Below are 21,229 nucleotides of genomic sequence, written 5' to 3'. Positions count from 1 at the left end.
CCATCGGCTGCATCGCGGGCGCTGCCCTCGGTGTCGTCGCCACCGGTGCGCTGGCCACCCTGTTCGGCCTCGGCCCGCTCGGCGGCTGCATCGCCGGTGCCGCCGCTGTCGGCTTCCTCGGTGTGCTCGCCGGCCAGATCTTCGTGACCGCTCCGGTCGCGATCGGCGCCGCGATCCAGTACTGGGCCACCACGACCGCGCCGTTCAACCCGCCGGCGCCGGCCAAGTAGTTCCGCAGGCTGCCCGTCCCCCTGAGCGGGCGGATTCCTCGGATCAGAGACAGTGCCCCGCCCACCGTTCGGTGGGCGGGGCACTGTCGTTTCGCCTGTCCTTCACGCGGTCTGCGCGGCCTCTTCCGGCTCGATCCGCGCCCGCACGAATCGCGCCACCCGCGCCAGTGCGGCGCGGCTCTCCGGCATATTGGGCAGGATGCTCATGAAGGCGTGGACCTGCCCGCGCCACAGCTCCAGCGAATTCGGCACACCGGCCGCGGTGAGCCGGCGGGCCATCAATTCGCTGTCGCAGCGCAGCAATTCGTCCTCACCGACGATCAGCAGCGCCGGCGGCAGGCCCGTGAGCGATCCGTTGACCGGCGACAGCGCCGGGTCCAGCGGCCGCTCCGCCTCGGCCCCGTAACGCACCATCTGCCGCACCGCCGCCATCGGGATGTAGGCATCGCGACCGACGTTCATGTACTCGCCCTTGAGCCGGTAATCGAGATCCAGCAGCGGTGACAGGCCGACCAGGCCGGCCGGGCCGGGCAGTCCGGCCTGCGCCGCCCGCAACGCGGTGGCGAAGGTGAGGAAACCGCCCGCCGAATCTCCGGCGAAGACGATGCGGGCCGGATCGGCGCCGTGCCGCAGCAACCAGCGATAGGCCGTGAGGCAGTCCTCGACCGATCCGGCGATATTCGTCCCGGGCAGTTGCCGATAGTCCACGTTCACCACCGGCAGCCCCGTACGGCGGGCCAGGCTGGCCGCCACCGGCCGGTGCGAGTCCAGTCCGCACAGGAAGAAGCCGCCGCCGTGCATGTACATCACGGCGCCGTCGCGCAGGGATCGCCGGGCGCCGGCCGGGCGGATGATCTCCATCCGGAAGCCGCTCATCCGCACCTGTTCGCGCTCCACGCCCCGCACCTGCGGCCGCAGCGCCGCCAGCCGGTCGATCAGGACTCGCGCGACGGGCATGGTCATCGGAGTGATCGGATAGCGCCGGATGACGGGGCCGACCACGCCCCGGCAGGTCAGCAGCACCGCCTGCGAATGCAGACTCGCACGGTCCGGGTTCACCACCACCGGATCCACGACAACACCGGGTTCGAGCCCCGGCCGGTATTCGGCCTCGCCGATGGGAATCGCCGTCATCGCGCACCTACCTGCCACTCGGCGCCGAGTGACCGGCCACCGGCAGATTCGGCAGCTGAGGTGTCGGCGCTGACATCTCACACACTGGTGTTTCAGAACACCACGGATATGTGACCTACGCAATACTTGATCGCCCGACCAGGGTCCGGCGAAACCATCGTGACCATTTCGCGGTCTACTCGGAACCTCATCGAGCCCGAGCGGGCGAGAGCTGGCAGACTTGCGTCACATGCGCGGAATCATTCTGGCCGGGGGCACCGGGTCCCGGCTGCACCCGATCACGCGCGGGGTCAGCAAGCAACTGGTCCCGGTGTACGACAAGCCGATGGTCTACTACCCGCTCTCCACGCTGATGCTGGCGGGCATTCGCGACATCCTGGTGATCACCACCCCCGAGGATGCCGGGGCCTTCCGCCGGCTGCTCGGCGACGGCACCCAGTTCGGTCTGGCGATCGACTACGTGGTGCAACCCGAACCCGACGGCCTGGCCCGGGCCTTCGTGCTCGGCGCCGACCACATCGGCGGCGAATGCGCGGCGCTGGTGCTCGGCGATAACATTTTTCACGGTCCCGGTCTCGGCACCCGGTTGCGGCGCTTCGACGGCCTCGACGGCGGCGCGGTCTTCGCCTATCGGGTCTCCGATCCCTCGGCCTACGGTGTGATCGAATTCGACCGGGGTAGAGCCGTTTCCATCGAGGAGAAGCCGAAACTCCCGCGATCCAACTACGCCATTCCCGGCTTGTACTTCTACGACAACGACGTCGTCGAGATCGCCCGGGGACTGCGGCCGTCCGCGCGCGGCGAATACGAGATCACCGATATCAACCGCACCTATCTGGAACAGGGGCGGTTGCAGGTCGAAACCCTCGCGCGCGGCACCGCCTGGCTCGATACCGGGACCTTCGACTCGCTGCTGGACGCCGCCAACTATGTGCGCACCATCGAGGAACGACAGGGTCTCAAGATCGGCGTGCCCGAGGAGGTGGCCTGGCGGATGGGCTTCATCGACGACGAACAGCTGTGCCGGCTGGCCGAGCCGCTGGTGCGCTCCGGATACGGGACCTACCTGCTGGACCTGCTGAATCGCGGGCGCGACGATCGCTACGGACAGGACGGTTGACATGCGGATTCGAGAACTGGCGGTCCCCGGGGCGTGGGAGTTCACGCCGGAGCTGCGCGGCGACGAGCGCGGCGTCTTCGCCGAGACGTTCAAGGCCTCGGAATTCGAGAAGGCGACCGGACGGCCCCTGGACCTGCTGCAGATGAACACCTCCACCTCGGCGGCCGGCGTGCTGCGCGGCATCCACTACACCGAGAATCCGCCCGGCCAGGCGAAATACGTCACCTGTATGCGCGGCGCCTTCCTGGATGTCGTGGTGGATCTGCGCCGTGACTCCCCCACCTTCGGCCGCTGGGACAGCGTGGTGATCGACGACGTCACGCGCCGCTCGGTCTTCGTCTCCGAGGGGCTCGGTCATGCCCTGCTGTCGCTGGCCGACGATTCCACCGTCACCTATCTCTGCTCGCTCGAATACTCCCCCGAATTCGACCGGGACCTCGACGCCTTCGATCCGGATCTCGGAATCGACTGGCCCACGGCCGGTTCCGACGGTAGTCCGCTGACCTTCATCCGCTCGCCGAAGGATGCGGCCGCGCCGCGCCTGCGCGAACTTCGCTGAGAGCCGGGCGCGGGTTCCGCCGCCCCGGGCCCGGCTCGCGCAGACGCCACGCCCGGCTCGAACGGATGAGCCGGGCGTGGCGTTCGGTAGGGATCTCAGGCCGCCGCGAGTTCCGGTGCCTGTTCGGTGTCCTCGACCTCCTGCTGCTTCCTGCGCGTGGGCAGGAAGTGGGTGAAGGCGATGAGGGCGCCGATGATCGCCGCGATCCCCGCGAAGATCAGGCCGGGACGGTAGCTGTCGAGGACCGCCTGCGGTGAATTACCGTGCGGGCCCGAGGAAATCAGCGCCGTGGTGATGGCGAGGACGATCGCCGCGCCGACCTGCATCGAGGTCTGCAGCACACCGGCCGCCAGGCCCTGTTCCTCGTCCTCGATACCGTTGGTGGCCTGAATGTTGATGGCCGGGAAGCCGATCCATCCGATACCGATCAGCAGCACCGCGGGCAGGATCACCGCCACGTAGGACGGTGCGGTGTCGATCCGCAGGAACAGCAGGTAGCCGATCGCCATGACGGTGGTGGTGACCGCGATGATCGGGCCGGTGCCGAAGCGGTCCACCAACTTGTCGGAGAACACCGACGACAGCGCCACCAAGACGCCCACCGGCAGCAGCGCCATCGCCAGGGTCAGTGGCGACCAGCCCAGGCTGTCCTGCAGATACAGGGTGACGATGAACTGCCAGCTGAAGTAGGAACCCGCCACCGCGACGATCACCAGGCTGGCCCGCACCAGCGTGGCCTTGCGGAGGATGCCGAGCCGGATCAGCGGATGCCGCACCCGCTTCTCCACCGCGACGAACGCGGCGAACAGGACGAGGACGGCCGCGAACGAGCCCACGGTGCGCGCCGAACCCCAGCCGGCCTGCGGTGCGGACACCACGGTGTAGACGAGCAGCAGCATGGCGGTGGTGGAGAACAGCGCACCCAGCAGATCGTGTCCGCCCTCGGCGGTGTCGCCCTTGTCCTTCGGCACCAGGATCGCCGCGGAGATGAGGGCGGCGAGCGCGATCGGCACCGGCAGCAGGAAGGTCCAGCGCCAGCCGAAACCGGTCATCAGGCCACCGAAGACCAGGCCCATGGAGTAGCCGCCGGCACCGAAGACGGTGTAGATGGACAGCGCCTTGTTACGCGCCGGCCCTTCGGCGAAATTCGTGGTGATGATCGACAGCCCGGTCGGCGCGGTGAAGGCGGCCGCCAGACCCTTGACGAAGCGGGTCGCGATCAGCAGCGGCCCGGAGCTGACCAGCCCGCCCGCCAGCGAGGCGACCGCGAAGACGGCCAGTGCGATGAGGAAGACCTTGCGCCGCCCCAGCAGATCGGCGGTGCGGCCGCCGAGCAGCAGCAGACCGCCGTAGCCGAGGACGTATCCGCTGACCAGCCACTGCAGGGTCGAGGTTTCGAGATGGAGTTCGGTACCGATGGACGGCAGCGCGACGCCGACCATCGAGACGTCGAGGCCGTCCAGGAACAGCACGATGCACAGCGTGATGAGCATGCCCCAGAGCCGGATCGGCCACCGAGTGTCGGCCGCCGAGGCGGCCGGAAGTGTTGCTGTGGAAGTCATGTCGCGGAACATTACATGCGTGCGCATCTAATGCACAAGCATTTAATGTGGTTGCATGAAACGGCCGCAGACACTAGGATGGCGACATGACAAAGGCGTCGACAGCGTTTCCGGCGCATTCGACGGACGCGGTAGCACCGGAGACGGCGTCATCCGCAGGTCTGCCGTCCGTAGCGCCGAGTGATACCGACACCGGCTGCCCCGCGCCGACCGTCCGGAACGACGGGCCGGGCGGCCTGGTCGGCGAGTGGCGCGATCTACTCGCTCGCCATGCCGCGGTGTCCTGTGCGCTGGAAAAGGATCTGCAGCGCGAACACCACATCGGCCTCAGCGAGTTCGAGACGCTGGACCGCCTGGTCGACGCCTCGTGCGACAGCTACCGGATGAGCGATCTGGCGCACGACATCCACCTGAGCCAGAGCGCACTGTCCCGCACAGTGGCACGACTGGAACGCGACGGACTGGTCGATCGCACCCTGTGCACCGAGGACCGCCGCGCCATCTACGTCTGCCTCACCGACAAGGGCCGCGCGGTCCACACCGCCGCCGTTCCGACGCACCGCGACGTCCTGGAACGCACTCTGCACTGAATCCGGCCGCGCCGAATCAGGCCGAGCGTCACGCAGCGGCGATGGCCTCGTCCAGGGCCGCTCGCCCGTCCGTCGAGGCGGCACGAATATTCGCGAACGCGCCCCGATAACGGTCGATATCGGAATTTTTGTCGAAATAGGTGGAACCGGCGAAAGTTTCGACATACACCACCGGCGGCTCGGTGGTTTCCGCACCGGCTTCGCCGAATTCCAGCAGGACGAATCGCCCGGAATCGAGACCCTCGTGGTAGCCGGAATCGTTGGGCACCAGGCGAATATCGATATTCGGGCACTCGCACATCCGGCGCAGATGATCGAGTTGGCCCGCGATCACGGCCGGATCACCGATCCGCCGCCACAGCAGCGATTCGGCGATGATCGCCACCAGCCGCACCGGATCCGGGGTGCGGGTGAGCAGACGCTGCCGCTGCCTGCGCACCTCGATCCGGCGCTCGACCTCGGCCGGGCTCAGATTCGGCCGGGCCGCGGTCAGCAGTGCGCGGGTGTAGTCCTCGGTCTGCAGCAGGCCCGGCACGAATTCGTTCTCGAAGGTGGAGATGTGGGTCGCGGCCTCTTCCAGGCCGATGTACACGTCGAAACCCTCGGCGATCACATCACCGTAGGGAGCCCACCATCCCCGGGCCTTGGTTTCGCGGGCGAGCGCGGTGAGAGGTTCCAGCTCGGCCTCGGGCGCGCCGTAGATCTTGCACATGGCTTCCACGTCGAGGCTGCGCAGGGAGGTCTGACCGGTCTCGATCCGCCAGATCTTGGCCTCCGACCATTCCAGCCGGCGGGCCGCCACCCGCGTCGTCATCCGCGCGCGATTACGCAGGTCACGCAGCCGGCGGCCCAACTGCCGCCGCGGCATGGTCGAACCGGTGATCCCCTGCGGTGAAGCCATTTTCCCCCCTCGACAGAAACCTTCGCGGGCATCGGAACTCGCTCCGGACACCCCCGAACGGATTGTCGCACAACAGAACAGCCCCCGACAGCCGCGCCGATCGACCGGAGCCACGCATGCGCTGCTACCTGCGCGGCGGACGTTTGCGGAAGCGCCAGAATTGCACGGCGCGAACATCTTCCGAGAGCTGGTTCACCGGCTCGGCGACATCGGAGAGCGCGCGGAAGAGATCGTCGGCGAGGGTGTTGATGTGCTCCACCCGGGTCGCCAGCCGCGAGGCGTTGACCAGGAATTCCAGCACCAATCGCACCGATGCCGCGATGGTCAGGCCGAGGGGGATCGCCACCACGACCGCGAAGATCACCCCCAGCAGTGCGGACACCTGCCAGAGCACGACGACCAGGACCAGCGGGATGCCGATCGCGAAGGCCAGTCCCAGGAGATAGGCCAGCGGCAGCAGTGTGCGCGTGGCCGATGTGCGGAACTGCACATCCAGCAGCGCGCGGGCGGCCGCACCGCACCAGGCGCGGAAGGCGCCGGGACTCCGGAACGGCTCGGGCCGCTCGTCCTCCGCGGACTCGTCCGGTGACCAGCGGCGCCGGGCGGAGTCCTTCCACGCGAGCCAGCGGGACTCCACGGCATAGTCGGCGTCGCCGTCTTCGCCGGAGCGGTCGTCGGCTTCGTCGCGTCCGGTCGATTCGGGTGTCTCGTCCCTATCCCGTGGGCCCCCAGCGGAATCGCGCGCGGCCCCGGTCTCGGAATCCCGGTTTCTGGGCCGCTGCGGGTCGTCGCTCATGATTCGAATCCTCTCCCGGCACAGCCGAAGCGAGCAATCTCCGGGCGGGCTCGAATCCCATCGGTCACATGCGACTCACGTCACACTTTCACCCCATTTCTTCCCAGCGAGCTGCCAGGGAATCAACAGCGGCAACGCATTCGATTCACAGCGACGCGCACAAAGGTGGTAGTCGTAGCAGTTCACAACGGCGGGGAGCGGCACTCCGAAAGGTTCATAGCCACCGGCGATCACCGCCCGCCCGTGTGACGTATCCGACCATCACGAAGAAATTTCCACCAAGTTGTAACACCGCCGGTAGCGCGGCCCGATACGTCCCATGAACACCGACGCAGGACCCAGATCTACCCGGGGAATGGAGAACACAGTGCGTACAGCGTTTCCGACTTCCGTCCACGCGGCGACGTTGGCCGCTACCGCGCAGGACTACATCCAGCGCGGGTGGACGGTCGCTGAAACGGCCAACGGCATCTGCTTGATCACCGACACGAATGTTTCGGGTATCGAGGTCGCCGGCGAACTGGCCGCGAACGTGCGCCGATTCCTGCGGGCCAACAACCTGTCCGGACCGGTGATCGAGATCCCGGGCGCCGAGCGCCGCGAGATCCACCTGGTGACCGGACTCGCCAAGGCCGCGATGGCGCTCGAGGCGCTGCGCGCGGCCGGCGCGATCGTCTACACCGACGGTGCGGGCATCCCGCTGCCGCCCACCCAGCTCTCGGCCGGGGAGGCCTGCTGGGGTGTAGCGCCGACCGAGGCCCGCTGGCTGCCGCCGGTCGTCGCGATCGCCGCGGCCGTGCGTTCGGCGAACTCCGGCCGCAAGCCGCAGGTCGCTCGCATCGCCAGCTGAATCGACCATCCGCGAAACCGCGAGAACGACAGTGTTCTCGCGGTTTCGCGGTTTTCGTGCATTTCGGATGAATCGCGGCGCGACGACCGACCGCCGACCATGATGGATCCATGACGCGCGTCACCGCAGAAGCCCGGACCACCTACCGCACCTGCCCGCTGTGCGAGGCCGTCTGCGGACTCGAGATCACCCTGGACGCTCAGGACCGGGTGACGCGCGTGCGCGGCGACCGCGAGGACCCGTTCAGTCGGGGCTTCATCTGCCCGAAGGGCGCGAGTCTCGGGGCGCTGGACGCCGACCCCGATCGGCTGGCCGAGCCGATCATCCGTGATCGCGCCACCGACACCTGGCGGCAGGCCACCTGGGCCGAGGCGTTCGACCTCATCGCCGAACGAGCGCCGGCCGTCCTCGACGAATACGGCCGCCAGGCCGCCGCGCTGTATCTGGGCAACCCGAATGCCCACACGATCGCCGGCGCGCTGTACGTGCCGGCGCTGATCCGGGCGTTGAGCACGCGCAACCTGTACTCGGCCAGCACCGCCGATCAGATGCCGAAGCAAGTGTCGAGCGGGCTCATGTTCGGCGATCCGCTGACGGTCGCCGTGCCCGATCTGGACCGCACCGACTATCTGCTGATGCTCGGCGCCAACCCGCTGGAATCCAACGGTTCGCTGTGCACCGCCCCGGACTATCCGGGCCGGTTGAAGGCGCTGCGCAAGCGCGGCGGGCGGTTGGTCGTGGTCGATCCGCGGCGCACCCGCACCGCGGACCTCGCCGACGAACATCTGTTCATCCGGCCCGGCAGCGACGCGTATCTGCTGTTCGGCATCGTGCACACACTCTTCGCCGAGGATCTGACCGATATCCGCGTCGAGGTGGCGGGCCTCGAGCAGATCCGTTCTGCCGCACTTCCGTTCACTCCCGAGGCGGTGCAGGCACGCACCGGCATCCCGGCCGAGACCGTCGGGCGGCTGGCGCGGGAACTGGCGGCGGCGCCGACGGCCGCGGTCTATGCGCGCATCGGCACCTGCACCGCCGAATTCGGCACCCTCACGCAGTGGCTGGTGGACGTGATCAACGTGCTCACCGGCAATCTGGACCGGCCCGGCGGCGCGATGTTCGCCACCGCCGCGGCCCTGGGCATCGTGCGGACGCGGCCGTTCCGGCTCGGGCGCTGGGCCAGCCGGGTGCGCGAATTGCCCGAAGCCATGGGCGAATTCCCCGTCGCGACGCTGGCCGACGAAATTCTCACCCCCGGCGAGGGGCAGGTCCGGATGCTGGTGACGGTGGCCGGCAATCCGGTGCTCTCGGCTCCCGCGGGCGCACGGCTCGGCGAAGCGCTGGCCGGGCTGGACTTCATGGTCAGTGTGGATCGCTACCTCAACGAGACCACCCGCCATGCCGATGTGATCCTGCCGCCGCCGCGCACACTGCAGGCACCGCACTACGATTTCGCGCTGCTGCAATTCGCGGTGCACAACTACGCCCGCTATTCCCCGCCGGTGGTCGCCCTGCCCGGCGACCGGCCCTCGGAACCGGAAATACTTGCCCGCCTGGCACTTTCCCTGGCGGGGCAGCAGCCGGAGCCGGGAACCGATCCCGTCGCGGCGGTGGACGAGTTGATCATCGCCGGCACCCTGCACAAGGCCGGACTCGGCGCGCGGCGCGGCGAGCTGATCGGCGCGAACACCACCGAACAGCGCATCGACATGATGCTGCGCCTGGGTTCGTACGGCGAATGGAATCCCGAACGCCGGTCCGTCGACATCGCGCCCGAGGGGCTGAACCTGCAGGTCCTGCTGGACAATCCGCACGGCGTCGACCTGGGTGCGCTGCAGCCGCGGCTGCCCGGCGTGCTGCGCACCGCCTCCCGGAAGGTGGAGCTGGCACCGCAGCAGTTGCTCGACGACACGACCCGGCTGCTGGCCGAAATGTCTGCTGCCCGACCGGATGTGGTCTTGATCGGCCGGCGGCAACTGCGGTCGAACAACAGCTGGATGCACAATGTGGCGGCCCTGGTCGGTGGCTCCAATACGTGCACGCTGCATATTCATCCCGACGACGTGGCGCGCCTCGGACTCGGCGAGCTGGCCGCGATCGAGTCGGCGGCCGGAAAGCTGACCGTGCCGGTGGAACCGAACGACCGGATCATGCCCGGTGTGGTGAGCCTGCCGCACGGGTGGGGACATTCGGGCAGCACCCAGACGGTCGCGCGCGAGCACGCCGGGGTGAATGCCAATGCCCTGACCGATGATTCGCGGATCGACGCCGTATCCGGAAATGCGGTGTTCAACGGAGTTCCGGTGACCATCACGCCGGTCTGATTCTCCGATACGTCCGAATCTGTCGGCATCCCCGGGGCAAACGACCTTTCGGCATTGCCGGATTCGCCATCCGAAATACGTTCGTTCCTATAGTATTTCGGCATATTCCAGGTTCAGCGCCGAACCATTCACGTGCGGATCTCAGCTACCCGGAGGGGTGTGGCATGTCCGGTTTCACAGGCGGCAGTGACGGCGAGCGGGAACTGCAACAGCGATTCGGTACCGAGGAGCGTGCGGGGCGTTTCTACGACGAACAGGTGCTCGACGGACTCAACTCCCGCATGCGCGACTTCGTGGGCCGGATGGATATGGCCTTCATCGCCACCGCTGACCGGCACGGGGAATGCGATACCAGCTTCCGGGCCGGCAAACCCGGATTCGTGCACGTCATCGACGACCGTACGGTCGCCTATCCGGAATACCGGGGCAACGGGGTGATGGCCTCGCTCGGCAACATCCTGGAGAACCCGCACGTCGGCATCCTGATGATCGACTTCGTGCACGACCTGGTCGGACTGCACATCAACGGATCGGCACACATCGTCGACGATCAGGTATTGCGGCTCCGCGTGCCCGGCCTGCCCGCGCCCGAACGCGGACGCATCGCCGAGCGGTGGGTGGTCGTGGATGTCGAGGAGGCCTATATCCACTGTCGCAAGCACATCCCGCATCTGGTGCCGGCCGCCCGTGAGGAGCGGGAATGGGGTACCGACAGTCCGCGGGCCAAGGGTGGGGACTATTTCGGCGCCAAGGCGCAGGCCCGAGCCCTCAGCGGATCTTGAAGATCACCGCGCGCTGCACGACGAAGTTGATCACGGTGGCCACGCCCTGCGCGATGACGAAGGCGATGAGCACCGCGCCCTTCACCGAATGGCCGGCGATATCCACCGACATCGGCGGCAGGGTGTCGTTGAGCAGGGCGTTGATCCCCACCTGCGCCGCGAAGGTCACCGCATAGAGGATCACCACCGCCACGAAGCGGCTGCGGCTCGGCGGCGCCTTGAACGTCCAGCGTCGGTTGATCAGATACGCCGTGGTGGTGCCGACGATGAAACTGCAGGCCTTGGCGAAATCGCGCGGGATCCCGAACAGGGCCATGAGCAGCACGTACAGCCCGAAGTCGACCACCGCCGACAAGCCGCCGGTGAGGACGAACCGGACGATCTGCGTCTTCAGATCGACATCCGTACCGCCCGGCTCGTCTACCAGGGGTAACTCGGCCGGAAGAGGGAGATGGGGTTCCGCACTCACGGCACGAGACTAACGGGTCGCGCCGCATACGCCGCCGCAACCACGCTCCCGCCCCGGTCGCCGCTGTGAAATCCGCCTCGAGCGGGCCGCGGAGCCGCGACACCCGACCCCTATCCCGGCCATACCTGTAGCCTCTATGCCGATGTCCACGAAAGCTCAGACCTCCACCGCCGCGGGTCCTGCGAACTCCGCGGGCGACGGCGAGGCGTCACAGGCAAGCAGCAACGGCTCCGCCGACAGCTTTTCGCTGCCGACGCGCACCCGTCGACTGACCGGTTGGGGTCGTACCGCGCCCTCCACCTCCGAAGTGCTCTCGACCGGCGATCCGGAACTGATCGCCAAGGCCGTGGCCATGGTCGCGGAGGACAACGAATCCAAGCCGGCGTACCTGCGGCGCGGTGTGATCGCGCGCGGGCTCGGCCGGTCCTACGGTGACCATGCGCAGAACGGTGGCGGGCTCGTCATCGACATGTCCGCGCTGAACAACATCCACCGGATCGACCGCGACAGCCACCTCGTCGATGTGGATGCCGGCGTCAGCCTCGATCAGCTGATGAAGGCCGCGCTCCCCTTCGGCCTGTGGGTTCCGGTCCTGCCGGGCACCCGTCAGGTGACCGTCGGTGGCGCCATCGCCTCCGATATCCACGGCAAGAACCACCACAGCGCGGGCAGCTTCGGCAACCACGTGCGTTCGATCGATCTGCTGACCGCCGACGGCAAGATTCAGCACATCGGCCCCAAGAAGAACGCCAAGCTGTTCTGGGCGACCGTCGGCGGCAACGGCCTGACCGGCATCATCCTGCGTGCCACGATCGAGATGACGCCCACCGAGACGGCCTACTTCATCGCCGACGGCATCAAGACCACCACGCTGGACGAGACCATCGCCGTACACAAGGACGGCTCCGAGGAGAACTACACGTACTCCTCGACCTGGTTCGACGTGATCAGCGCACCGCCGAAACTGGGGCGCGCCAACGTCTCTCGCGGCCGCCTGGCCAAGCTGGACGAACTGCCGAAGAAACTGCGCGGCAACCCGCTGAAGTTCGACGCGCCGAATCTGCTGACGGTGCCGAACATCTTCCCGAGTTTCGCGGCGAACAAGCTCACGCTCGGCATGGTCGGCGAGGCGTACTACGCGCTCGGCGGTAACTACACCGGCAAGATCATGAACTTGACGCAGTTCTACCACATGCTGGACGTGGTCTCGGAGTGGAATCGTGCCTACGGATCGGCCGGTTTCATCCAGTACCAGTTCGTGTTGCCGCCCGAGGCGCTGGACGAATTCACCAAGATCATCGTCGACATCCAGCGTTCCGGTCATTACTCGGCGCTCAATGTGCTGAAGTTCTTCGGCCCGGGCAACCAGGCGCCGCTGAGCTTCCCCATGGAGGGCTGGAACATCTGCGTCGACTTCCCCGTGCGCCCCGGCCTCAACGAACTGGTCACCGAATTGGACCGGCGCGTACTGGAATTCGGCGGTCGTCTCTACACCGCGAAAGACTCCCGGACCACCGCGGAGACCTTCCACAAGATGTATCCCAAGATCGACGAGTGGATCAAGGTCCGCCGAAGTGTCGATCCCACAGGCGTTTTCATGTCCGATATGGCGAGAAGGCTGGAGCTGCAGTGATCAACGCGGTAGGTAACCCGCAGAACATTCTGCTTTTGGGCGGTACCTCGGAGATCGGCCTCGCGATCGTCGAGGAGTACCTGAAGAAGGGGCCGGCGCGGGTGGTGCTCGCGGCGCTGCCGAACGATCCGCTGCGGGCGCAGTCGGTCGCTCAGCTGGAGGCCGCGGGCGCGTCGAAGGTCGAGATCGTCGACTTCGACGCGCTGGACACCGGCAGCCACCCCAAGGTCATCGAACAGGCCTGGGCCGACGGCGATATCGATGTCGCGATCGTCGCCTTCGCGCTCGACGGCGATGCCGAGGAGCTGTGGCAGAACCAGCTCAAAGCCGTGCGCGTCGCCGAGGTCAACTACACCGCGGGCGTGTCGGTCGGCGTGCTGGTCGGCGAGAAGATGAAGGCTCAGGGTTTCGGGCGGATCATCGTCATGTCCTCGGTGGCCGGTGAGCGCGTCAAGCGCGCCAACTTCGTCTACGGCTCCACCAAGGCCGGTCTGGACGGTTTCTACCTCGGACTGGGTGAGGCGCTGCGTCCGCACGGTCCGCGCGTCACCGTCGTGCGGCCGGGCCAGGTGCGCACACAGTTCTCCGCGCACGTCGCCGAGGCGCCGCTCACGGTGAACAAGGAAGACGTTGCGGCGCTGGCGGTTTCGGCGTCCGAGAAGGGTAAGGAACTGGTCTGGGCCCCCGGCACGTTCCGCTGGGTCATGATGATCCTGCGCCACGTTCCGCGCCCGATCTTCCGCAAACTTCCCATCTAGTTCGGCTCGGTTTCGAGCCGCGAAGGAGAGTCGCCGCTACCGAGCGCCGGCTCTCCTTCGCATTTTCCGAGGGCGGCCGCCGGCGCAGCGTGAGCTTCGCACCGACGCGAACCGGTTCCACCCGGCTTGTAGGCTCGCGGGCAGATCGGCGGCGAGAGAGGATCCGGAGGCACTGTGCGCGTACTAGTCCGGCAGGTCGGGGGCGGGCTCGGGGAGGCTGTCGTCGGGGCGGTGGTCGCCGCGCTGGTGGCGGCGATCGGGCTGACGGCGATGTCGGCGGTGCAGTGGCCGGCGTTCAACTCCTCCAATGTGACCCGGGCGCTGACCACCGTCGGGCAGGCGGGGGCGGCGGTGCTGCTGGTGCTCGCCATCGTGCTGATCCGGATGCACCGGTGGCCGTGGGTGGCGAAAGTGCTGTCCTGGGCGGGTATTTCCGCCTTCGTCACGGTGACGCTGGGAATGCCGCTCGCGGCGACCAAGCTGTATCTGTTCGGCATTTCGGTGGATCAGGAATTCCGCACCGAATATCTGACGCGACTCACCGATACCGCCGCGCTGCACGATATGACCTACGCCGACATTCCGGCGTACTACCCGGCCGGGTGGTTCTGGATCGGCGGACGCGTCGCGAATCTGCTCGGCCTGGCCGGGTGGGAGACGTTCAAACCGTATGCGATCGTGTCGCTGGCGATGGCCTCGGTGCTGGCACTCGTGTTGTGGTCCAAGCTGATTCGGTGGGATTGGGCGGTCGCGGTCGCGGCGACGACCACCGCGGTGATGGTGGCGTTCGCCTCCCCCGAGGCCTACAGCGCCGTGCTGGTGATCCTGTTCGCACCGGCGATGGTGCTCGCCTGGGGTGCGCTGTACCGGCCCGCCGAGTTCGGGGCGGCGAGATCGGCCGGCGAACCGCGCACCGCGGGCGGCTGGGGTGCGGCGATCGGAGCGGGCGCGTTCCTCGGACTCTCGGCGATGTTCTACACGCTGTTCTTCGTGGTCGCCGTCTTCACCGTGGTCCTGATGGGCCTGGTCTCGTGGGCGACCCTGTGGTGGCAGCAGCGCGAGATCGCGGTGCATCAGCCGCGTGCCCCGAGGCTCGGCGTCTTCCGCCTGCTGTGGCCGATTCTGCTGCGCCTGATCGTCATGGGCGTGATCGCCGCGATCCTGGCCCTGATCGTCTGGGGCCCATATCTGGCGAAGGTGCTGACCGGACATCTGCCGGAATCCAATACCGCCCTGCACTACCTGCCGGAGTCCGGTTCGCGGCTGGCGTTCCCGATGTTCGACTTCTCCGAACCGCTGCTCGGTGCGCTCTGCCTGCTCGGCACCCTCTGGCTGGTGGTGCGGGCGGCGAGTTCGCGACGAGCCCAGGCGCTGGGCATCTCGGTGGTCGCGATCTATCTGTGGTCGCTGGCCTCCATGCTGGTCACCGCGGCCGGTACGACGGGGCTGTCCTTCCGGCTGGAACCCATCCTGCAGGTGCTGCTCGCCGCGGCGGGCGCGTTCGGATTCGTCGAGGGGGCACGGGCGATCTACCAGGCCGTCGACGAACCGCGGCGGTTCCGGGCGGCGACCGGGGTGGTCGCGGTCCTGGGTGCGCTGGCCTTCACCCAGAGCATCCCCGGCATCCTGAACGCCGAGATCACCACCGCCTACACCGACACCGACGGCAACGGGGTACGCGCGGACAAGCGCAGTCCCTCGGCGGTGTCGTACTACGGGCGCATCGATGCGACCCTCACCGAGCAGACCGGGCGGCCGCGCGACCGGACGGTGCTCCTCACCGCCGACACCAGCTTCCTGTCCTACTATCCGTATTTCGGTTTCCAGGCGCTGACATCGCACTACGCCAATCCGCTCGCCGATTTCCCGGCCCGGGCCGCCGAGATCAAGCGCTGGAGCGAACTGAAATCCCCGGCCGAATTGATCGACGCGCTGAACCACTCCCCCTGGCGCGCGCCGGACGCCTTCCTGTTCCGCCGCAGCGGCGAGAACTACACTTTGCGCCTGGCCGAGGACGTCTATCCGAACGATCCGAACGTGCGCCGCTACACGGTCGAGTTTCCGGGGACACTCTTCGCCGATCCACAGTTCCGGATCACCGATATCGGGCCGTTCACCCTGGTCGTACGCCGCTGATTCCCTCTGTGGATAACGCTGTGGAATTCCCCCACTCCTGTGGATAACCAACGTTCACTCGGCGCTGCTTCACTCCGGATGGGTACGGTGGGTGGCTGATTGTCGGCCGAAGGAGTGTTTTTCCAGTGGTGCAGGGCGGGCCAGCGGTTCCGAACGAGCAGCGACCGGGGGTGAGCGCGGCCGTCCTGTCCGAGGGGTACGAGCCGGCCATCCCGGAGCCGAGACTCGCGGACAGACCCTCCCGGGGCGCGCGCCTGCGCGACCGTCTCCTCGCCTCCCGAGCGGATCCGGTGGTCGCGGTCGTCTACCTGACCGCCGCCGTCTACGTCCTGTCCGGGCAGTGGCGCGACACCGCGCACGGATATCTGATCGCGAGCGGCCAGGACCAGTCGATGTGGGAGTGGTTCTTCGCCGAAACCGCGCATGCGGTGATCCATCTGCACAATCCGCTGGGCACGAATCTGCAGAACTATCCCGACGGCGTGAACATGATGGCCAACACCGCCATGTTCGGCGTCGGTATTCCACTGACTCCGGTGACGGTGCTGTTCGGCCCGACCGTCACCTTCGCCCTGGTGCTGACCCTGGGCCTGGCCGGAACCGGTTTCGCCTGGTACTGGCTGTTCTCCCGGGAGTTGGTGCGGTCCCGTTTCGCCGCCGCGCTGGGCGGCGCGTTCTGCGGCTTCGCACCCGCGATGATCTCGCACGCCAACGCCCATCCCAATTTCGTCGGTCTGGCGATTCTGCCGGTGCTCGCGGTCCTGGTGATCCGGATGGCGCGCCGGGCCCTGCGCGACGAACCGGTGACGCGGGCGCGGCGGGTGCGGGAGGCCGTGGTGCTCGCGGTCCTGGTCGCGCTCCAGATCGCGCTCGGCGAGGAACCGCTGCTGATCTTCGCCCTCGGCTTCGGCCTGTTCGCCCTGGTCTACTACTTGCACCGGCCCCGGACCGGGCTGCGGGTGGTGCGTGCCGTGACGCCGACGCTGGCGCTGGCCGCGGTGATCACGGTGGCGGCCACGGCGATTCCGCTGTGGTGGCAGTTCTTCGGACCGCAGAGCTACCGTTCCATCGATCACGGGCCGATGGGCAACGACCTCACGGCGCTGGTCGAATTTCCCTCCCGATCGCTCGGCGGCGTCTTCGCCCCGGGTAAGACCCCCGCGATCAATCCGACCGAGGAGAACGCCTTCTTCGGCTGGCCGCTGCTGGTGTTGACCGCGGTGACCGCGGTCTGGCTGTGGCGCTCGCGCAACCGCGAATATCGGGTGATTCGGGCGGCCACGACGGTGATCGTGGTCTACAGCATCCTGTCGCTGGGGGTTTCGCTGCGGATCGGCAGGTCCGATACCGGGATCACGCTGCCGTGGCACTGGCTCGACCAGGTGCCGCTGCTGAACACCGTGCTGGAGACCCGCTTCACCATGGCCGCGATTCCGGCGCTCGCGGCGATCCTGGCGCTGGGTACGCAGCGCATCCTCGACTACGCGCGCGGCAGCACGAACGATCTGCGGCCGGTGATCTGGTTCACCGCCGTCGCGCTGGCGCTGGTCCCGCTGGTGCCGACCGTCCTGCCGGTGACCCACCGCGATCCGACACCGCGATTCTTCACCGACGGCACGGTCGACCGCTATGTCGGCGACGGGTCGGTCGTGATCGCACCGCCGCCGACCCGGCTCGACGCCCAGCCGCTGAACTGGCAGGTCGACTCCCGTTTCGGCTTCCCGCTCGCGGGCGGCTACTTCGTCGGGCCGACGGCAGACAAGAAGGGCCGCTACGGACCCGACGACCGGCCGACCGCGACGCTGTTGATGCGAGCGCAGCAGACGGATCGCATCCAGCCGGTCGATTCTCGGGCACAGGCTCGAGCGTTGGCCGACCTCGCCTACTGGCACGCCGATGTGGTGGTGCTGCCGCCGACCGAACACGGCGGGGCGATCCGCGCGACCCTCGACCAGCTGCTCGGCATCCCGGGGCAGGTGGTCGACGATGTCGTCGTCTGGGATGTGCGCGGACTGCGCTGATTCCACGGCGACCTACGCGGGGCCCTGTGTGGTTACGCGCGCTGCCACCTCCGGGCCCGCCGTTGCGGTCGCTTAGCATCGCTGGGTGCGCGCAGACTCTCCAGCGTTTCCCCGCATCCGTGTGATCGCCCTCCTGTCGGGTCTGATCGCCGTCGCCCTCGCGGTGCTCACACCGCTGCTGCCGGTGCGGGAGGACCGGGCGAGCCTGGATTGGCCGCAGCCGCAATCGGTCCCGGTGAACGCGCCACTGGTGTCGTATGTGCCGCTCACCGTCGACGCGTCGCTGCCGTGCAGCGCGCTGCGCGAACTCCCCAGCGGCACGGTCTTGTCCACGGTGCCCGCCGACGCGCCCAATGCCTCCGCGAAGGGCCTGGTCGCCAAGATCGCCGACGAGCCGGGTGGGCGCACACTCTCGGTGCGGCTGCGCGATATTCCGCTGCTGTCGGCGTCGCTGGCCGAGGTCGGCGGCTGCGCACGCTTCGTCGTCACCTCCACCGCGCAGGCCACGACGGCCGAATTCACCGGTGTCACCCGGCAGGACGGGACACCGTTCACCAATACCGTCGGTGGCGATGTGCGGCCCCAGATCGTCGGCGTCTTCACCGATCTGACGCGCGAGCAGCTCGGTGACGCCCATCTGCACGCCGCCATCGACTCGCGCTTCTCGTCGACGCCGAGCTTGCTGAAGCTGGTCGCGATCATCGGCGCGGTCGTCTTCACCGTCATCGCGCTGATCTGCCTGCATCTGATCGATACCGCCGACGGGCGACGGCCACGCCGCTTCCTGCCGGCGCACTGGTGGCGGGTCACCGTCGCGGATGTGGTGGTGCTGGGCACGCTGGTGGTCTGGCATGTGATCGGCGCCAATACCTCCGACGACGGCTACATCCTGAATATGGCCCGGGCGTCGAAACATTCGGGCTATATGGCCAACTACTACCGCTGGTTCGGAGTCGCCGAGGCGCCCTTCGGCTGGCCGTACGAGGTGCTGGCCTGGATGACCCGGGTCAGCGACGCCGGCTGGTGGATGCGGCTGCCGGCGCTGCTGGCCGGTGTGCTGTGCTGGCTGGTGATCAGCCGGGAAGTGCTGCCGCGCTTGGGTTCTCGCGTCCGTCGCGACACCGTCGCGCTGTGGACGGCGGGGCTGGTGTTCCTGGTCGCCTGGCTGCCCTACGACAACGGCCTGCGCCCGGAACCGCTGATCGCCCTGGGCGCGCTGCTGACCTGGTGCTCGATCGAACGCTCGATCGCGACCCGGCGACTGCTGCCTGCCGCGGTCGCGGTGTTGATCGCCGCCTTCTCGCTCGCCGCCGGGCCGACCGGCCTGATCTGCATCGCCGCCCTGGTCGCCGGGTCGCGACCGGTCCTGCAGCACATCATTTCCCGCGCCCGCGGCGGCGGTTCGGCCGGCGCGTCGATACTGCGGTACGGCGCCCTGCTCGCGCCGGGCGCGGCCGCCGGAGCGCTGGTCCTGGTGGTGGTCTTCGCCGATCAGACCCTGGCCTCGGTGCTGGAGGCCACCCGGGTCCGCAAGATCATCGGTCCGAATGTGGCCTGGTTCGACGAACGGACCCGCTGGGATTCGCTGCTGATGCTGGCGCCGGACGGCTCGCTGGCCCGCCGGTTCGGCATTCTCGGCATGCTGCTGTGCCTGCTGGTGTGCGTCCTGGTCATGTTGCGCAAGAACGGCCGGATTCCGGGCACCTCGAAGGGCCCCTCGGCCCGCATCCTCGGCATCGTGTTCATGTCGCTGCTGCTGATGATGTTCACTCCGACCAAGTGGACCCACCACTTCGGCGTCTATGCCGGATTGGCCGGTTCGCTCGCCGCGCTGACCGCGGTCGCGGTGGGTATCAACGGAATCCGGGCCCGCTACAACCGCTCGCTGTTCGCGGCGGCGGTGTTCTTCCTGCTGGCGATCACGTTCACCGGATCCAACGGCTGGTGGTACGTCTCCAGTTACGGTGTGCCGTGGTACGACAAGGCGCCGCTGATCGCGGGTAAGGGACTCTCGACGCTGTTCCTCGGACTCGCGGTGCTGAGCCTGCTGCTGGCGGCCTATCAGTACTACCGCGAGCCGTATCGAAAAGCGGACGGCCGCAGGCGGTTCGACACCTGGGCCGTCCAGCCGCTGACCATCGCGGCCGCGGCCATGGTGCTGTTCGAGGTCGCCTCCCTCGGCAAGGGCGCCATCACGCAATACCCGTCCTATTCCATCGCGAAGTCGAATATCCGTGCGCTGGGCGGACATCCGTGCTCCCTCGCCGATGCGGTCCTCACCGAAACCGACACCGCCGATTCCCTGCTGCAGCCCTACTCCGGCTCCGCGGCGGACGCGCTCGGCGCCGACAGTACGGGCTTCGACCCGAACGGCGTGGCCAAGGATCTGACCGCCGACGCGGAGGAGACGACCACCGGCGGCGCGAATTCGGTCAACACCGATTCCGCGAACAAGACCACCCACACCACCACCGCGGGCACCGGCGGCGGTACCACCCAGCAGGTGGGGGTCAACGGCAGCACGGTCGCGCTGCCGTTCGGGCTGGACCCGGCCCGCACCCCGGTGCTGGGCAGTTACACCACCGGCACCAAACAGCAGGCGCATCTGACCTCGGGGTGGTACCGGATGGATCTGCCCGGCGCCCGCCAGGATCCGAGCCGCAAGGTGCTGGTGGTCACCGCGGCCGGGCGGATCAAATCGGTGAATGCCGACGGCGTGGTCACCTACGGCCAGGATCTGCGCGTCGAATTCGGCGACCGCGCCGCCGACGGCACCGTGCGGCCGCTGGGCTCGTTCGTACCGCTGGACATCGGCGGCGCGCCGTCGTGGCGGAATATGCGGGTGCCGCTGGACCGCATTCCGGACGGCACCAACGCGGTGCGGATCGTGGCGGTCGCCAACGATCTGACGCCGCGGCAGTGGCTGGCGGTCACGCCGCCCCGGCTGCCGAAGCTCGCCACCCTCGATTCGGTCGTCGGACACACCGATCCGGTCCTCGAGGATTGGCATGTCGGCCTGGCCTTCCCGTGCCAGCGCCCGTTCGACCACAAGGACGGCGTGGCCGAGGTGCCGAAGTGGCGCATCCTGCCGGACCGGGTCGGTTCCGACGCCTCCAACGCCTGGCAGGACGATATCGGCGGCGGTCCACTGGGCTGGACAGGTTTGTTGCTGTCGGCCCAGACCATCCCCGCCTATCTGAACGACGACTGGGGCCGGGACTGGGGTTCGCTGGAACGATTCACCCCCTACGTGCCGCAGGCGCGCCAGGCCGACGTCGGTGTGACGGTGCAGACGCGCTGGGGCTGGGCCAAGGATGCGCCCATCAAGGTGAAGTGAAATAGCGGGGCGTGAACAACGTCACTC

The 21,229-nt window shown here is 67.9% G+C and carries 16 protein-coding genes and 1 pseudogene; 12 read left to right on the top strand and 5 right to left on the bottom strand.

What is annotated here, in order from left to right:
* Positions 1-230, top strand: a pseudogene (locus NK1_RS35025) (hypothetical protein); the annotation flags it as partial.
* A gap of 102 nt (positions 231-332) precedes the next feature.
* Here NK1_RS35025 and NK1_RS17705 read toward each other — a convergent pair.
* Positions 333-1,364 (bottom strand): alpha/beta hydrolase, encoded by a 1,032-nt coding sequence (locus NK1_RS17705; protein WP_084461115.1) that lies wholly within the window; start codon positions 1,362-1,364, stop codon positions 333-335.
* A gap of 229 nt (positions 1,365-1,593) precedes the next feature.
* Between NK1_RS17705 and rfbA the strand changes: the two genes are divergently transcribed.
* The gene (gene rfbA / locus NK1_RS17700) at positions 1,594-2,484 is read left to right on the top strand and encodes a glucose-1-phosphate thymidylyltransferase RfbA (protein WP_036497044.1); all 891 of its coding nucleotides are present in this window, start codon (positions 1,594-1,596) and stop codon (positions 2,482-2,484) included.
* A 1-nt stretch (position 2,485) separates the two neighbouring features.
* The gene (locus tag NK1_RS17695) at positions 2,486-3,043 is read left to right on the top strand and encodes a dTDP-4-dehydrorhamnose 3,5-epimerase family protein (RefSeq protein WP_036497043.1); all 558 of its coding nucleotides are present in this window, start codon (positions 2,486-2,488) and stop codon (positions 3,041-3,043) included.
* A gap of 95 nt (positions 3,044-3,138) precedes the next feature.
* Here NK1_RS17695 and NK1_RS17690 read toward each other — a convergent pair whose 3' ends face one another.
* Positions 3,139-4,605: an MFS transporter gene (locus tag NK1_RS17690; RefSeq protein ID WP_063010016.1), complete on the bottom strand. Its 1,467-nt coding sequence runs from the start codon at positions 4,603-4,605 to the stop codon at positions 3,139-3,141.
* Between the two features lie 86 nt (positions 4,606-4,691).
* Between NK1_RS17690 and NK1_RS17685 the strand changes: the two genes are divergently transcribed.
* The gene (locus tag NK1_RS17685; RefSeq protein WP_084461112.1) at positions 4,692-5,195 is read left to right on the top strand and encodes a MarR family winged helix-turn-helix transcriptional regulator; all 504 of its coding nucleotides are present in this window, start codon (positions 4,692-4,694) and stop codon (positions 5,193-5,195) included.
* Positions 5,196-5,223: 28 nt separating this feature from the next.
* Here the strand turns inward: NK1_RS17685 and NK1_RS17680 are convergent, their stop codons facing one another.
* Together NK1_RS17680 and NK1_RS17675 are read right to left on the bottom strand one after the other, a co-directional pair.
* A complete protein-coding gene (locus NK1_RS17680) occupies positions 5,224-6,096 on the bottom strand; it encodes a helix-turn-helix domain-containing protein (protein WP_063009986.1) in 873 nt (290 codons plus the stop codon).
* A 124-nt stretch (positions 6,097-6,220) separates the two neighbouring features.
* Entirely contained in the window at positions 6,221-6,892 is a 672-nt protein-coding gene (locus tag NK1_RS17675) for a DUF4282 domain-containing protein (protein WP_084461110.1), read from the bottom strand.
* A 367-nt stretch (positions 6,893-7,259) separates the two neighbouring features.
* Between NK1_RS17675 and NK1_RS17670 the strand changes: the two genes are divergently transcribed.
* The 3 genes from NK1_RS17670 (at position 7,260) to NK1_RS17660 (ending at position 10,848) form a co-directional block, all read left to right on the top strand.
* Positions 7,260-7,742: a hypothetical protein gene (locus tag NK1_RS17670; RefSeq protein WP_036525405.1), complete on the top strand. Its 483-nt coding sequence runs from the start codon at positions 7,260-7,262 to the stop codon at positions 7,740-7,742.
* Positions 7,743-7,852: 110 nt separating this feature from the next.
* The gene (locus tag NK1_RS17665) at positions 7,853-10,066 is read left to right on the top strand and encodes a molybdopterin-dependent oxidoreductase (protein ID WP_063009984.1); all 2,214 of its coding nucleotides are present in this window, start codon (positions 7,853-7,855) and stop codon (positions 10,064-10,066) included.
* A gap of 164 nt (positions 10,067-10,230) precedes the next feature.
* On the top strand, positions 10,231-10,848 hold the full coding sequence (locus NK1_RS17660; protein WP_063009982.1) for a pyridoxamine 5'-phosphate oxidase family protein: 618 nt from the start codon (positions 10,231-10,233) through the stop codon (positions 10,846-10,848).
* Here the strand turns inward: NK1_RS17660 and NK1_RS17655 are convergent.
* Positions 10,835-11,317, bottom strand: a complete 483-nt coding sequence (locus NK1_RS17655; protein ID WP_084461108.1) for a GtrA family protein — start codon at positions 11,315-11,317, stop codon at positions 10,835-10,837. The genes NK1_RS17660 and NK1_RS17655 overlap by 14 nt on opposite strands.
* 142 nt (positions 11,318-11,459) lie before the next feature.
* On the opposite strand from NK1_RS17655, the gene dprE1 reads away from it, so the two are divergent.
* From dprE1 to NK1_RS17630, 5 genes are all read left to right on the top strand, one after another.
* A complete protein-coding gene (dprE1, locus tag NK1_RS17650; RefSeq protein ID WP_167354271.1) occupies positions 11,460-12,950 on the top strand; it encodes a decaprenylphosphoryl-beta-D-ribose oxidase in 1,491 nt (496 codons plus the stop codon).
* Positions 12,947-13,708, top strand: a complete 762-nt coding sequence (dprE2, locus tag NK1_RS17645) for a decaprenylphospho-beta-D-erythro-pentofuranosid-2-ulose 2-reductase (protein WP_063009980.1) — start codon at positions 12,947-12,949, stop codon at positions 13,706-13,708. The genes dprE1 and dprE2 overlap by 4 nt, the downstream gene beginning before the upstream one ends.
* A gap of 270 nt (positions 13,709-13,978) precedes the next feature.
* A complete protein-coding gene (locus NK1_RS17640) occupies positions 13,979-15,844 on the top strand; it encodes a galactan 5-O-arabinofuranosyltransferase (protein ID WP_245660620.1) in 1,866 nt (621 codons plus the stop codon).
* Positions 15,845-16,014: 170 nt separating this feature from the next.
* Positions 16,015-17,865 carry a DUF6541 family protein gene (locus NK1_RS17635; RefSeq protein WP_157104323.1) on the top strand — a complete coding sequence of 617 codons (1,851 nt, stop codon included), beginning with the start codon at positions 16,015-16,017 and terminating at the stop codon, positions 17,863-17,865.
* Positions 17,866-17,950: 85 nt separating this feature from the next.
* Positions 17,951-21,202, top strand: coding sequence for an arabinosyltransferase domain-containing protein (locus tag NK1_RS17630; RefSeq protein ID WP_063009976.1), 3,252 nt, complete (start codon positions 17,951-17,953; stop codon positions 21,200-21,202).
* Positions 21,203-21,229: the final 27 nt, after the last annotated feature.

This window comes from Nocardia kruczakiae NBRC 101016 (assembly GCF_001612965.1).
Lineage (GTDB): Bacteria > Actinomycetota > Actinomycetes > Mycobacteriales > Mycobacteriaceae > Nocardia > Nocardia kruczakiae.
Note: the sequence above shows the minus strand (reverse complement) of the source record. Positions and strands in the feature narration are given on the sequence as shown.

Coding starts and splice junctions, on each gene's coding strand:
- NK1_RS17665 (WP_063009984.1), top strand. CDS start 7,853: ATGACGCGCGTCACCGCAGAAGCCCGGACCACCTACCGCACCTGCCCG.
- NK1_RS17685 (WP_084461112.1), top strand. CDS start 4,692: ATGACAAAGGCGTCGACAGCGTTTCCGGCGCATTCGACGGACGCGGTA.
- NK1_RS17660 (WP_063009982.1), top strand. CDS start 10,231: ATGTCCGGTTTCACAGGCGGCAGTGACGGCGAGCGGGAACTGCAACAG.
- dprE1 (WP_167354271.1), top strand. CDS start 11,460: ATGTCCACGAAAGCTCAGACCTCCACCGCCGCGGGTCCTGCGAACTCC.
- NK1_RS17690 (WP_063010016.1), bottom strand. CDS start 4,605: ATGACTTCCACAGCAACACTTCCGGCCGCCTCGGCGGCCGACACTCGG.
- rfbA (WP_036497044.1), top strand. CDS start 1,594: ATGCGCGGAATCATTCTGGCCGGGGGCACCGGGTCCCGGCTGCACCCG.
- NK1_RS17675 (WP_084461110.1), bottom strand. CDS start 6,892: ATGAGCGACGACCCGCAGCGGCCCAGAAACCGGGATTCCGAGACCGGG.
- NK1_RS17705 (WP_084461115.1), bottom strand. CDS start 1,364: ATGACGGCGATTCCCATCGGCGAGGCCGAATACCGGCCGGGGCTCGAA.
- NK1_RS17640 (WP_245660620.1), top strand. CDS start 13,979: ATGTCGGCGGTGCAGTGGCCGGCGTTCAACTCCTCCAATGTGACCCGG.
- NK1_RS17680 (WP_063009986.1), bottom strand. CDS start 6,096: ATGGCTTCACCGCAGGGGATCACCGGTTCGACCATGCCGCGGCGGCAG.
- NK1_RS17695 (WP_036497043.1), top strand. CDS start 2,486: ATGCGGATTCGAGAACTGGCGGTCCCCGGGGCGTGGGAGTTCACGCCG.